This window comes from Streptomyces sp. NPDC006335, assembly GCF_040612795.1.
GTDB lineage: Bacteria > Actinomycetota > Actinomycetes > Streptomycetales > Streptomycetaceae > Streptomyces.
This window is the reverse complement of the sequence record NZ_JBEXQX010000011.1, coordinates 1-13,282: the sequence shown is the minus strand read 5'-3', so window position 1 is coordinate 13,282 and position 13,282 is coordinate 1. Positions and strand designations below refer to the sequence as shown.

11 protein-coding genes are annotated in these 13,282 nt (G+C 70.5%); 10 read left to right on the top strand and 1 reads right to left on the bottom strand.

Annotated features, from left to right (window positions below):
- The first annotated feature begins 209 nt into the window (after positions 1-209).
- From ABZ098_RS27845 to ABZ098_RS27835, 3 genes are all read left to right on the top strand, one after another.
- Positions 210-1,727 carry an ABC transporter substrate-binding protein gene (locus ABZ098_RS27845; RefSeq protein WP_356595645.1) on the top strand — a complete coding sequence of 506 codons (1,518 nt, stop codon included), beginning with the start codon at positions 210-212 and terminating at the stop codon, positions 1,725-1,727.
- A 5-nt stretch (positions 1,728-1,732) separates the two neighbouring features.
- Positions 1,733-3,484, top strand: a complete 1,752-nt coding sequence (locus ABZ098_RS27840; protein WP_356595643.1) for an ABC transporter permease subunit — start codon at positions 1,733-1,735, stop codon at positions 3,482-3,484.
- Between the two features lie 404 nt (positions 3,485-3,888).
- On the top strand, positions 3,889-4,608 hold the full coding sequence (locus ABZ098_RS27835) for a FadR/GntR family transcriptional regulator (RefSeq protein ID WP_356595641.1): 720 nt from the start codon (positions 3,889-3,891) through the stop codon (positions 4,606-4,608).
- Between the two features lie 81 nt (positions 4,609-4,689).
- Here the strand turns inward: ABZ098_RS27835 and ABZ098_RS27830 are convergent, their stop codons facing one another.
- Positions 4,690-6,312, bottom strand: coding sequence for a PucR family transcriptional regulator ligand-binding domain-containing protein (locus ABZ098_RS27830; RefSeq protein WP_356595639.1), 1,623 nt, complete (start codon positions 6,310-6,312; stop codon positions 4,690-4,692).
- 280 nt (positions 6,313-6,592) lie between these two features.
- Between ABZ098_RS27830 and solA the strand changes: the two genes are divergently transcribed.
- The 7 genes from solA to ABZ098_RS27795 form a co-directional block, all read left to right on the top strand.
- Complete coding sequence (gene solA, locus ABZ098_RS27825; RefSeq protein ID WP_356595637.1) at positions 6,593-7,729, top strand: N-methyl-L-tryptophan oxidase; 1,137 nt, start codon at positions 6,593-6,595, stop codon at positions 7,727-7,729.
- Between the two features lie 115 nt (positions 7,730-7,844).
- Complete coding sequence (locus tag ABZ098_RS27820; protein ID WP_356595635.1) at positions 7,845-8,525, top strand: haloacid dehalogenase type II; 681 nt, start codon at positions 7,845-7,847, stop codon at positions 8,523-8,525.
- A gap of 184 nt (positions 8,526-8,709) precedes the next feature.
- Entirely contained in the window at positions 8,710-9,729 is a 1,020-nt protein-coding gene (locus ABZ098_RS27815; protein ID WP_356595633.1) for an ABC transporter substrate-binding protein, read from the top strand.
- A 1-nt stretch (position 9,730) separates the two neighbouring features.
- Positions 9,731-10,690 (top strand): amino acid ABC transporter permease, encoded by a 960-nt coding sequence (locus tag ABZ098_RS27810; protein WP_356595632.1) that lies wholly within the window; start codon positions 9,731-9,733, stop codon positions 10,688-10,690.
- On the top strand, positions 10,687-11,454 hold the full coding sequence (locus ABZ098_RS27805; protein WP_356595630.1) for an amino acid ABC transporter ATP-binding protein: 768 nt from the start codon (positions 10,687-10,689) through the stop codon (positions 11,452-11,454). Before ABZ098_RS27810 ends, ABZ098_RS27805 begins: the two co-directional genes overlap by 4 nt.
- 205 nt (positions 11,455-11,659) lie before the next feature.
- On the top strand, positions 11,660-12,940 hold the full coding sequence (locus tag ABZ098_RS27800) for an FAD-binding oxidoreductase (RefSeq protein ID WP_356595628.1): 1,281 nt from the start codon (positions 11,660-11,662) through the stop codon (positions 12,938-12,940).
- A gap of 42 nt (positions 12,941-12,982) precedes the next feature.
- Positions 12,983-13,282, top strand: a 300-nt coding sequence (locus ABZ098_RS27795; RefSeq protein WP_356595626.1) for an aldehyde dehydrogenase family protein, incomplete at its 3' end; no start/stop codon positions are given.

Here is a 13,282-nt window from a genome sequence, read left to right as displayed (position 1 = left end):
TTCGACAGCAGCGGGACGTCATGAGGTCCGAGCCGGTCAGGACCGTCGCGCCGTACCCGGCGGTGCAGGTGACCTGACGGCGGCGTTGGTTAACAGTTCACCTACCCAGGTAGATCAAGTAAGGCTTGCCTTATATGCTGGCGCAGCCCCTTCGATCCGGCCGACGTGCAGGGGCCTCCTCGCGTTTCCCTCAGCACGACAGGACCCTCATGCGTACGACCTCCCGCCGCCTCGTCGCGGCGCTCGCTCTCACACCGCTGCTCTCCGGCTGTTTCGTGTCCGGCGAGGCGGGCTCGGGTACGGAGGGCGGCTCCGCGGGGCGGCTGAAGGTCGCGCTCGCCGTGCCGCCGGTGCAGGCCCTGTCGCCGTACAGCAACGACGCCACCGTGCTGAGCAAGCTCTCCGTCAGCGAGGGCCTGACGGCGCTGGACAAGAACGGCGCCGCTGAGCCCGCGCTGGCGAAGTCCTGGAAGCAGGAGAACGCCACCACCTGGACCTTCACCCTGCGCAAGGCCACCTTCCAGGACGGCACCGAGGTCACCGCCGACTCCGTCGTCAACGCGCTCGACCACGCGGCCGCCGCCGAGCCCAAGCCCCGCGTCCTCAGCGACGTGACCCTGACCGCGCGGGCCGAGGACGCCGGAACCGTCACGATCAGGACCAAGGCCGCCGACCCCGTACTCCCGCTGCGGCTGGCCAGCCCGGCGTTGAGCATCCTCGCGCCGAAGGCGTACGGCAAGGGCGGCGCGGTCAGCCCGGTCGGCACCGGCACCGGCCCCTTCGAGATCACCAAGCTCACCGACAAGTCCGAGGCCACGCTCGACCGTTACGACGGCTACTGGGGCGGCAAGGCCAAGGCGCCCGGCATCGACGTCACATGGATCGCCGACGGCACCGCCCGCGCCAACGCCCTGCGCGCCGGCGACGTCGACATGGCGGAGTGGATCCCCACCGCACAGGCGAAGCTGCTGGCCGAGAACACCCGCCACGTGGTGCCCTCCGTACGCACCGACAGCCTCGTCCTCAACACCCGCAGCGGCCTCTTCACCGACCCGGCGCTGCGCGCGGCCGCCCGCGAGGCCGTCGACGGCTCGGCGCTCGTCGACTCCGTCTTCGGCGGGTACGCCGATCCCGCGCAGGGCCTGTTCGGTCCCGCCGTCCCTTGGGCCGCCGACAAGCGCGTCGCGGTCACCGGACGCGCCAAGGCCGCGACCACCGCACAGGTGAAGTCCGAGACCAGGAGCAGGACCCTGCGCCTGGCCACCTACACCAACCGCGCGGAACTGCCCGAGGCCGCCACCGTGCTGCAACAGCAGCTGGAGAAGGCCGGGTTCCGCGTGCGGCAGGACGTCCGCGAGTACACCCAGATGGAGGCCGACCTCCTCGCCGGGAAGTACGACGCCCTCGTCTTCTCCCGCGTGACGCTCCTCGACACCGGCGACGCGGTCGCCTACCTCGCCAGCGACTTCGCGAGCGACGGCGTGTACAACATCGCCGGCCTGAAAGACGCCAAGGTGGACCAGGCCATCAGGGCGGCCGCCGAGGAAGGCGACATGGCGAAGCGGCACCAGAAGATCATGGCTGCCGAGGCGGACGTCCTGCGCACCGACGCCGTCGTGCCGCTCGTGCACGAGAAGGTCGTCCAGGGCATCGCTCCCGATGTCGAGGGCGTCCTCCTCGACCCCCGCGAGCGCTCCCTGATCGACGTCGACACCCGTCTGAAGTAGCGGCGATGAGCGTCACATCGGTCGCCGTCGGAACCCGGCCGGCCCGGTGGCGCACGGGCCTCGGCCGCCTGGTCGCCGCGGCCGCGCTGCTGACGGCCGTCGCCCTGCTGCCCTGGCTGTCCGGGAACGACCCCGCGCTCACCGTCCTGCGGGCCCGCTCCGCCGACCAGGATCCGACCCCCGCGCAGTTGGCCGCCATTCGTGAGCAACTGGGCCTGGACCAGGGCCCGTTCACCCACCTCGCGCACTGGCTCGGCGGACTGCTCAGCGGTGACGCGGGCACCTCCTGGGTGTCGGGCGAAGCGGTCCTGCCCCAGGTGGCGGCCGCTTTCGCGGTGTCCCTCACGCTGATGCTCGGAGCGCTCGTGGTGACCGTCGTGGTCGCCGTCCTGGTCAGTGCCCGCGCCTTCTGGCTCTGCTCCCGCCGGTCCCACCGGGTCGGCGGGGCGTCCGCGGCCGCCGTCCTGGCAGCGCTGCCCAAGTTCCTGCTCGCCTCACTGCTCGCCACCGTGTGCGGGGTGTGGCTCGGCTGGTTCCCCTCCAGCGGCTGGGAGGGACCGCGATCGATGATGCTGCCCTCACTCGCCCTCGGTGTGCCGTCCGGGGCGATGATCGGCGGCCTGCTGTCCCAGGCGCTGCCCGCCGCCTACAACGAACCCTGGGCGCGGACCTGGCGGGCCTACGGCCTCCCGGCCGACCGGATCACCCGGCACGCACTGCGCCGGGCGTCGTCCGGGGTGCTTCCGCAACTCCTGCCCACCGTCGTGGCGCTGGTCGGCGGGGCCGTCGCGGTGGAGAAGATCTTCAACATCCCGGGGATCGGCCGCCTGGCCCTGGACGCCGCCATCGCCCAGGACCTCCCGTCCCTGCAGACCACGACCCTGGTCCTGGTCCTGCTCGGCATCACCGCGGGCCTGCTCATCCGGGTCCTGCGGCGCGCTCTGCTGGGCCCGGCCCTGCGGGACGGAGCCCTGCCGGCCCTGCACGTGCCGACCTCGCGGCGTGGGCGCGCCGACCGCTGGATCGTCGTCGTCTGCGCCGCCGCGCTGCTCGCCTTGGTCGTCGCCGGGCTGCTGCGCGATCCCCTGCAGGTGGACACGGCGGCCCGGCTGCTCCCACCCTCCGCCGCGCACCCCTTGGGCACGGACGCGCTCGGCCGTGATCTGCTGGCCCGGCTCGGGCACGGGGCGGTGCGCACCGTGGGCGTGGCGCTCGCGGTGACGGCGGTGTGCACCGTCACCGGATTCCTGCTGGGCATGGCCGCGCACGTGGGCGCCGGTCTGACGGAGGCCGTGTCGACGCTGCCGGCGGTCCTGGCAGGTCTGCTGGTGACCGCGGTGACCGGACCGTCGGCGTGGGGTGCCGCGCTCGCCGTGTGCCTGGTCGGCTGGACCCCGTACGCCGCCCAGGCCGCGGCCCTGCTCGAACAGGAACGGGCCAGCGGCCACATGCTCGCGTCCCTGTCCTTCGGCGCCGGCCCCGGATATCTGCTCCGCCATCATCTGCTGCCCGCGGCGCTGCCGGGAGTGCTGCGCAACGCCCTCCTGCGCCTGCCCACCACCGTCCTGGTGCTGGCCTCCCTGGGCTTCCTGGGCCTGGGCGAGCAGCCGCCCACCGCGGATTGGGGCCGCCTCCTGTCCGAGAACCAGCCGTACGGGGAACTGGCGCCCTGGACCGTACTCGCCCCGGCAGGCGCTCTCGTCCTGCTTTCCCTGCTCGCCGTGTCCGGTACCGCCGTGAGCCGGCGCGGCTCCTGACGAGCGGCCCGGCGCGGGTGGCGGTGGGTGCAGGCGGCCCGGAGCTGGTCGGCGCTTTCACCGGACCCCAGATCGGGACGGCGGTCGCGTGGGCCGTACTGGCGCCCTGGACACAGGGTCTCGGTCACAACGGCCCACCGGGCGACGGCGGTCGGCTTTCGTCGTGCGCGATCACTAGGCCGCGGGGTGCGCATGGGACCACCCTGCCCGCCGCCGTGATCACTCTCCCGAACGCGTCCCACTATCATCAACGTCACCCTCGGTGTGCGGAGTGCGAACAGGTCGGACGACACGTGGAACTCCATGATCAGCACGTCCGGACGGACGCGGTCTGGACGATCTCCGCGCTCAGGGGCTGATCGGGGCGGACGTGCTCGCGGGGCACGGTGGGGGAGGGAAGCGCGGTGTCTCTGACGGACAGGGCGATCGAGCAGATCCGTGAGCTGATCCGGACCGGAGCCCTGCCTCCGGGGGCGAAGCTGCCACCGGAGCCGGACCTGGCCGCCCAGCTGGGACTGTCCCGCAACCTCGCCCGCGAAGCGGTCAAGGCCCTGGCCGTCGCGCGGGTCCTGGAGGTCCGGCGCGGCGACGGCACCTATGTGACCAGCCTGCAGCCCAGCCTCCTCCTGGAGGGACTCGGCGGCGCGGTGGAGCTGCTCCAGGGCGACGCGGTCGCCTTGCAGGACCTCATGGAGGTACGGCGGCTCCTCGAACCGGTGGCCACGGCCCTTGCCGCGACCCGGATCTCCGACGACCAACTGGCCGACGTCGAGCGGCACCTGGACGCCATGCGCGAGGCCCGCGACGACGTCGAACGGCTCAACGCCCACGACGCCGCCTTCCACCGCGCCGTCGTCTCGGCCACGGGCAACGAGAGCCTCCTCGCCCTCCTGGACGGCATCTCCGGCCGCACCCTGCGCGCCCGCATCTGGCGTGGTCTGGTCGACGACAAGGCGGCGGGCCGCACGCTCGCCGAGCACGAGGCGATCTTCAACGCCCTGTCCACTCGTGATGCCGCCCTCAGCCAGGCCGCCGCGCTGCTGCACGTGACCAACACCGAGCAGTGGCTGAGGCAGCACCTGCGCTCGGGGGAAGTCCTCCCCATCGGCACGAAGGCGGGGTGACGAGCGAGGACGGGTCCGGTGCTGCCCGGCCCGCGCGAGCCGCTGCCCTCATGACGCTCCGTCCGACGGCCGACGTGCCCGTCAGTCGCCCGGCTCGGCTGCTTCGCACGCGTCCAGGACCAACACCGCGACGTGCAGGGACGTACGCTCCAGACCGGACTCCAGGTCGCAGCCGAGGAGCCGTTCGATGGTGTGGAGGCGCTGGTAGTACGCCTGCCGGGACATGCCGGCGCGCTTCGCCGCGACCGACTTGTTCCCGGCCGCCGCCAGATACGCGCGCAGCGCCGCGAGCAGGTCGCCGCCGTTGCGGTCGTCGTGCTCGATGACGCGGGTCAACTGCCGCTCCGCGTACCGCTGAAGACGGGTGTCCTCGCGCAGGACGCCCAGCAACTCCGGCAGCCGGACGTCGGCGGGGACGTAGAACCACCGCTCCGGGGAGGCCGGTGTGATCGCCTCGGCCGTCTGCTCCGCCTCCTGCCACGACCGGGCGATCCCGGCGAGGTCGGTCACCCCGGGACCGACGGCGACGACGGCCTGCGCCCCGAGCTCCTCCCGGGCCAGACGGCCGATCCGTTCGGCGACCGGCTGCCAGGCGCTCGCCTGCGCCAGTGCCATGAGCACGCCGATCCGGCCCGGGGCCGTCTCGCCGACCAGGGCGCGGACGCCGGTCTGCGTCAGCGCCTTCGCGATCCGTTCGTCGAGGTGCTCCCCCTCGGTGCCGGTGTAGGGGTGCCGGATGACCACCGCGAAGAGCCGGTGCCCGTAGGCGGGGAGCCCCAGGGCCTCGGCGCGGGCGCGGGCGTCGGCGGGGGAGCGGAAGCGCCGTTCGTACAGGTCCCGCAGCACGGTGCGGTGGGCCCGGCGCTCCCACCAGGCCTGTCCGGCCAGGCGTGCCATGGTCAGCGCGACCGCCGCCCGCTCCAGCACCAGGACGTGTTCCGGGTCGGGCTCGGCGTTCAGCCGTCCCTCCAGCAGGACCAGCCGTCCCCAGGGCCCGTGATGGTCCTGCACCGGCGCGATCAGCCACCCCTCCGGGCCGCTCGGCATGATCCTCTCCGGCGTCGGGGCGGCCCGCGAACGCCGCGACCAGGCCGACACCACCGGCTCGTACGGCCGGCCGAGCAGTTCGCACATCAGGACCCGGTGGGTGAGATCCTCCAGTACCACGGGGGCTCCGGTGAGCTCCGCCGTGGTGTGCACCAGTTCCTCGGGCTCCGCGCCCCGCAGCGTCAGGGCGGTGAAGACGTCCTGGATGTCCCTCCCGCGGCGCAGCAGGGCTCCCTGGGCGTCGAGGATGAGCGCGTGCACCGTCTGCGTGACGTCGATGAACCGGACGCCACGGGCCAGCTCGACCAGCGGCACTTCTCGGGCACGGCAGGCCGCCACCAGTTCGTCGGGCACTTTCCGGTACCGGTAACCGAGCTCCACGACCAGGCCGGCCGCGCCGACGTCGGCGAGCTGGTCGACGTAGCCGCGCAGCTCGGAGGCGTCCTCGGGATACGGCATGCCGGTCGTCAGCACCAACTCGCCGCCCTCGAGGAAATCGGCCGGATTGAGCAGCTCGGTGATGTGCACCCAGCGCACCGCGCCGTCCAGCCGTGACTCGCCGGCCAGCACGCGGGGCATTCCTTCGCTGAGCACGGGCAGGCGCAGTACCTCCCTGACTGTAGGGAAGTGCCCGGGTAGGGGATGTCTGGGAGGCATCGGGGGTGCTTTCATCCAGGGGAATCGGGCTCACCTTCGCACCGGCCACTCACCGTGACAAGGGGGTGGCCGGCATTTTGTGCAGCCCTGGCGGTCCTCGGTACAGACCGTCTCGAGAAGGCCCCAAGGTGGAACACAGTGTGGGTTGACCTGCGGGTTCCGCCGGGCCGAGAGTTGTCGCCATCCCCGGTGGGCCCCTCACCGGAAGCCTCCGCACGGTGTCCGCACCGTGTCGGGGCCCGACTGCCACCCAGACCACACCATCGAGAGGAGCGACCTCATGCGCGTCCCGAAGCGCGTCGCCGTGATCGGTGCCGGCAGCATGGGCAGCCAGGCCATGTGGCGACTGGCCGCCCGCGGAGCCGAGGTCATCGGCTACGACCGCTACGCACCGGGTCACGACCGCGGCGCGGCCGGGGGCGAGAGCCGCATCTTCCGAGCCGCCCACCTCGGCGAGTCCGGGTACATCCCGCTGCTACGGCTCGCCGACGGGCTGTGGGAGCAGCTCCAGGCGGAGACGGGCCGGTCGCTCCGACGCCGCAGCGGCTGCCTCGTGATGGGAGAGACGGTCTCTCCGTCCATGCGCCTCCTCCTCTCCGTCAGCACCGCCCATCGGCTGGATCACGAAGTACTGGACCGGGACGACTTCGCCCGCCGCTACCCGCAGCACCGCCTCCCGGAAGGCCACACCGCCGTACTCGACCGGATGGGCGGCGTCATCAGGCCCGAGGCGTCCGTCCAGGCGGCCGCCAACCGCGCCGAACAGCTGGGAGCCCGGCTGCACCGCTACACCCCGGTGCGGGAGGTCGCCCGCGCGTCGGGAGGCGGCGTGCGGATCGTCACCGATCACGGCACGGACCACGTGGACGCCGCCGTGGTGACCGTGGGCCCCTGGATCAACACACTGCTTCCGGACCTGCCGCGGGCCGTCGACGTCCGCCGGGTGATCTGCTCCTGGCACGTACCCACTCGACACGACTGGTTCGCGGACGGGGCCCTTCCGTTCGTGCGCAGCACACCCCACGACTGCTTCGGGCTCCCGTCGCCCGACGGCCTCTCCGTCAAGATCGGTCTCTCCCACGCACGCCATCTGCCGGTGCCCGAGCCCGAACGGCTCGACCGCACGGTCCGCCCCGAGGAACTCGCCACGTTCCACGAGCTCATCCGTGAGCTCATGCCCGACCTGAACCCCGACCCCATCAGGATGTCGGCCTACATGGAGGGCTACACGGAGTCCGGAAACCCGCTCGTCGGTCATCTCCCCGGCGAGGACGACATCATCGTCATGGCCGGCTTCTCCGGCAGCGGCTTCAAGATCTCGCCCGCGATGGGCGAGATCGCCGCCGACCTGGCGCTCGACGGCGCCACGGCACACCCCGTCGACTTCCTCGCTCCCGCAGGAGTCGGCGCCGCCTGACCCCCGGCGACCGTCGTCGGCATCATCCCCAGCCGACATCTCTGTCATGGGCATGTCGAAAATCGAGCCCACACCCCCGCAACCCGTCCCCCGAGCAAGAAGGAAGTGCACTTCCATGCCCATTCCCTCGTTCCAGTTCCGCCCGAAGTACGTGTCGTTCGACTGCTACGGCACATTGATCGAGTGGCCGATGACCCCCATCACGCGTGAGCTGGTCGGTGACCAGATCCCGGCCGAGCACTGGGACCAGTTCATCAAGGAGTTCCGCGGTTACCGCTACGACTCGGTCCTCGACAAGTACTACCCCTACGAGCAGACGCTGCAGGCCGCCTTCGAGCGGGTCTGCCGCAAGTGGGGCATCAAGGCGGCCCCGGACGCGGGCAAGCGGTTCGCCGACGGCGTGCGCGGCTGGGGCCCGCACGCGGATGTGCCGGAGCCGCTGAAGAAGATGGGGGAGAACTACAAGCTGGTGATCCTCTCCAACGCTGGGGACGATTTCCTCGCGGAGAGCGTGCCCCGGCTCGGGGCGGACTTCCACGCGGTCTTCACCGCGGAGCAGGCCGGCTACTACAAGCCCCGCTTCGCGGCGTTCGAGTACATGCTCGACCAGCTCGACGCGTCCCCCGAGGACTTCGTGCACGTCTCCTCGCACACCCGCTACGACCTGATGTCGATGCACGACATGGGCTTCCGCAACCTTGTCCTGCTGGACCGCGGCTACGACCCGGTCACCCACGGCTACGACTACGTGACGGTGAAGTCGCTGGACGAGCTCAACCAGATGCTCGGCATCTGACGCGCGACGCGCCCCCCCACCCGGCACTTTCGTCCAGGTGGTCCCCCGGGTCTCGCGCCGTCGCGCAAGAGACCTGCGCGTTCCCGACCGCCGACTCACGGCGTCCCGGCCCCCGTCGGGACCCGTACGTCATCCCCTCACCATCAGTTTCCCGCATTCCCAGCGTTCTTCAGGAGGCACCGCCATGGAAAGCAACCGGACAGGCCGCAGAACCGTATTCCGCACCGCAGGCGCTGTGGCCGCCGCCATGCAGGTCAACAGGCACGTGAGCGTCCCGCTCGTCACGACCGCCCTGGCACTCGCGCTCACCGCGTGCGGGGCGGGCGGCATCGCGCAGAACGCAGGGGCGAAGAGCACGACCCAGGGTGGAGGTTCCGGCTCGTCGGCCGAGCACACCGACGACATCTCGATCGGCGTGAAGCCGGACCCGAAGGCGGTGAAGCTGCTGCCCGCGGCCGTGAAGGCCAAGGGCACGATCTCGGTGGCCATGGACCTGGCCTACCCGCCCACCTCGTTCATGGCGTCCGACAACAAGACCCCGATCGGGTTCAACCCGGACATGTCCCGGCTGATCGCGGCCAAGCTCGGTCTGAAGCTGCAGATCAGCAACGTCAAGTTCGACACCATCATCACCGGCCTGCAGGCCGATCGGTACGACTTCACGGTATCCACCATGGGTGCCACGAAGGACCGGCTGAAGGTGCTCGACATGGTCGACTACGTCAACTCCGGAACCGGAGTGTCCGTCCCCTACGGCAACCCGCAGAAGCTGGGCACCCACACCCTGTGCGGGCACCGTGTCGGTGTCGCCTCCGGCACCACCGCGGAGCTGCAGTGGCTGCCCCAGCTGTCCAAGCAGGACTGTACGAGCAAGGGCAAGCCGGCCATCGAGGCGGTGACCCTGCCCAGCGTGAACGACGCCCTCACCCAGTTGGTCTCCAAGCGGATCGACGCGGTGATGAACGACTTCATCGCGCTCGGGTGGGCGGCCGATCAGCAGCCCAAGACGTTCGACGTCCTGCAGCCCATGGTGGCCACCAAGACCGTGGCCGTCGCGCTGAAGAAGGAGTCGCCGCTGACCCCCGCCGTGCAGGCTGCCATCCAGTCGATCATCGACGACCCCAAGTACACCAAGGCGCTCGGCCGTTGGGGTTTCGATGGCCTCGGGATCAAGACCGCGGCCATGGCCGTCCCGCAGGACTGACATGTCCACCGATCTGACCGGTACGAAGACCGGGAGCCGACCGGTGCCAGAACTATTGGCCGAGGACAAGAAACGGATCACGCCGAAGCGTCCGCGCGACTACGTCGCCTGGGCCGTCGCGATCGCGATCGTGGCCGGTCTGGTGTGGACCGCGGTGACGAACGAGAACTATCGCTGGCCGGTGGTGTTCAGCTACTTCACCACCGAGACCATTCTCAACGGGCTGCTGATCACGCTGCTTCTGACCGTGGCGAGCATGGCTCTGGGCACGGTGCTGGGGCTGGTGCTGGCGGTGATGCGGATGTCGCACCAGCGGCCCGTCTCCGGGCTGGCCCAGCTCTACATCGCCTTCTTCCGCGGCACGCCGGTGCTGGTGCAGCTGATCTTCTGGTTCAACATCGCCGCGCTGTATCCGAACCTGTCGATCGGTATCCCGTTCACCGACATCTCCACGCCGGTGAACGTGAACGCGATCATGACGCCGATGACCGCGGCCGTGGTGGGGCTGACGCTGAACCAGGCCGCCTACATGTCCGAGATCATCCGCGGCGGGTTCGCCTCGGTCAGCCGCGGACAGCACGAGGCCGCGGAGTCGCTGGGCATGTCGGGGTTCACCAAGCTGCGGCACGTGATCATCCCGCAGACCATGCCGGCGGTCATCCCCGCGACGGGCAACCAGGTGATCGGGATGCTCAAGGAGACCTCGCTGGTGAGCGTGCTGGGCGTCGCCGACCTGCTGAACAGCGCACAGTCGATCTACGCCCGCAACTACCAGACGATTCCGCTGCTGATCGTGGCCAGCCTCTGGTACCTGATCATGACGCTGGTGCTGAGCGTGCCGCAGTCCATGATCGAGCGCCGTTTCTCCCGCTCGACCAGGACGCGGCTGACCCCGGCCGCCACCTCGGCCGAGCCGGGGGCGGGCCAGCCCGTGCCCACCACGAGGGAGTCCCTGCTGTGAACGCCGACGGAACGATCGTCGCACGCAAGCTGTGCAAGAGCTTCGGACGTCACCAGGTCCTGCGTGACATCGACCTGACCGTCGCGGCCGGCGAGATCTCCTGCATCATCGGGCCCAGCGGATCCGGAAAATCGACGCTGCTGCGGTGCATCAACGGCCTGGAGACCGTCGACCGCGGAGTCCTCAAGGTCAACGGGGAGGACTTCGGCTACGTCGAGAAGGACCACGCCTACCACGCCGTGCGCCCCAGGCGGCTGGCCGAGCAGCGTGCCCGCATCGGCATGGTGTTCCAGCAGTTCAACCTGTTCCCCAACATGACCGCCGAGAGCAACGTCATGTCCGGACCGGTGCTGGTACAGAAGAAGGACCGCGCGGCCAGCCGGGACAAGGCGCGAGAACTGCTGGCCAGGGTCGGCCTGGAAGGGTGCGGCCACAAGTACCCCGCCCAGCTCTCCGGCGGCCAGCAGCAACGCGTGGCCATCGCCCGCGCCCTCGCCATGGACCCCACCATCATGCTGTTCGACGAACCCACCAGCGCCCTGGACCCCGAACGCGTGGGGGAAGTACTGGCCGTCATGCGCGACCTCGCCGGCAACGGCATGACCATGCTGCTCGTCACCCACGAGATGGGCTTCGCCCGCGAGGTCGCCGACGAGGTGCTGTTCATGGACGGCGGCATAGCCGTCGAACGCGGCGACGCCCGCGAAGTCCTGGGCAACCCCCGCGAGAAACGAACCCAGGCGTTCCTCGAAAGGGTCTTGTAAAAGCGGCTGGGACACGCGGCAGCGAGTCCGGAGAAGACGCCGGTCGACCGCGGCTGACGTGATGTGCACACCCTGCCGGTCCCGGTTTTCAACGCCCTCCCGTCCGACGTCGATCCGACCGTCACGGCGCTGACAGCGCCGTCGGCCGGGCCCCTGGTGGCGCCCGGTCGCTCCCCGCTTCGAAACTCCCCGCAAAGGACCCGAAATGAAGACGATTCCCTATTGGATAGAAACCGCTGGGGTGTTTCCCGACCGGTCCGGCAAGCCGTTGACCGAGGACACCGACCTGGTGGTCGTCGGCGCCGGCCTGACCGGTCTGTCCACCGCCCTGCACTCCGCCCGCAAGGGCGCCCGCGTGACCCTCGTCGAGAAGGGCCAGATCGGCTCCGGTGCCTCCGCGCGCAACGGCGGCATGGCCAACCTGGGCTTCACCATCGGCGTGGGCCAGGCCATCCGCCGGTACGGCCTCGAACGGGCCCGCGAGATCTACAACTCCTACGGCGAGGCCGTGGACACCGTCGAGCGGCTGGTGAACGAGGAGTCGATCGACTGCCAGTTCCGTCGCGTCGGACGCCTCGGGGTGGCGTCCCGCCCCGCGCACTTCGAGAGCAAGAAGGCGCAACAGCGGGACCTGGCCAAGTACTTCGGGCACGAGACGACACTCATCAGCAAGGCCGAGCTGCGTTCCGAGATCGGCTCCGACGCCTACCACGGCGGCCTGCTCGACCCGTTCAGCGCCGCACTGCACGTCGGCCGCTTCGTGCGCGGCATGGCCGAGGCGTGCGAGCGCGCCGGTGTCGAGATCCACGAACGCAACGCGGCCATCGGAGTGCGCCGTACCGCCGCCGGCCGGTTCGAGGTCAGCACCGAGCGCGGTGTGATCCGTGCCGGACAGGTCATGATGGCCACCGACGCCTACACCGACAAGAACTTCCCGTGGCTGCGCCGCCAGCAGGTCTGCCTGGGCAGCTTCATCATCGTCACCGAGCCGCTCGGCGAGGACCTCGCCCGGGACATCATTCCCAAGGCCCGCCTCATCGTCGACTCCAACAAGGTCTGCCACTACTTCCGGCTCACCCCGGACAACCGCCTGCTGTTCGGCGGGCGTGCCCGCTTCGCACCCTCCGACCCCACCTCGGACAAGAAGAGCGGTGCCGTCCTGTTCCGTGAGATGTGCGAGATCTTCCCCCAACTCGCCCGTACCAAGGTCGAGTACGTGTGGGGCGGTTCCGTCGGCTTCGCCATGGACCGCATCGTGCACGCCGGGCAGACCGAGGACGGCGTCCACTACTCCATGGGCTACGCGGGCCACGGCGTACAGATGGCCACGCACATGGGGCACGTCATGGCCGAGGTGCTGGACGGCCACCCCGAGGTCAGCCCCGTCCGCGACCTGGCCCCGCCCCGCATCCCCCTCTACAACGGCACCGCCTGGTTCCTGCCCTTCGCGGGCGCCTACTACAAGACGCTGGACCGCATCCGCTGACCGGTCGGCAGCCCTTCCACACCCCTCAAGGAGACACCCACCATGACTGTCGTCCGTGATGTTCCCAAGCAGCTGTTCATCGGCGGTAGTTGGCAGGACGCGGAGTCCGGCCGGACCCTGTCCGTCGACAACCCGGCCACCGGCGAGGAGTTGTGCCAGGTCGCCGACGCCTCGCCTGCCGACGGCCGGCGTGCCGTGGCGGCGGCGGTCGCCGCGCAGGCCGCCTGGGCCGCCACCGCACCCCGGGTGCGCAGCGAGATCCTGCGCCGCGCCTACGACCTGATCGTCGCGCGCACCGAGGATTTGGCGCTGCTGATGACGTTGGAGATGGGCAAGCCGCTG

What these genes read in the sequence shown, in the direction of transcription:
- ABZ098_RS27845 (WP_356595645.1), top strand. Translation starts at nt 210, where the DNA reads ATGCGTACGACCTCCCGCCGCCTCGTCGCGGCGCTCGCTCTCACACCG.
- ABZ098_RS27840 (WP_356595643.1), top strand. Translation starts at nt 1,733, where the DNA reads ATGAGCGTCACATCGGTCGCCGTCGGAACCCGGCCGGCCCGGTGGCGC.
- ABZ098_RS27830 (WP_356595639.1), bottom strand. Translation starts at nt 6,312, where the DNA reads ATGCCTCCCAGACATCCCCTACCCGGGCACTTCCCTACAGTCAGGGAG.
- solA (WP_356595637.1), top strand. Translation starts at nt 6,593, where the DNA reads ATGCGCGTCCCGAAGCGCGTCGCCGTGATCGGTGCCGGCAGCATGGGC.
- ABZ098_RS27820 (WP_356595635.1), top strand. Translation starts at nt 7,845, where the DNA reads ATGCCCATTCCCTCGTTCCAGTTCCGCCCGAAGTACGTGTCGTTCGAC.
- ABZ098_RS27815 (WP_356595633.1), top strand. Translation starts at nt 8,710, where the DNA reads ATGGAAAGCAACCGGACAGGCCGCAGAACCGTATTCCGCACCGCAGGC.
- ABZ098_RS27810 (WP_356595632.1), top strand. Translation starts at nt 9,731, where the DNA reads ATGTCCACCGATCTGACCGGTACGAAGACCGGGAGCCGACCGGTGCCA.
- ABZ098_RS27800 (WP_356595628.1), top strand. Translation starts at nt 11,660, where the DNA reads ATGAAGACGATTCCCTATTGGATAGAAACCGCTGGGGTGTTTCCCGAC.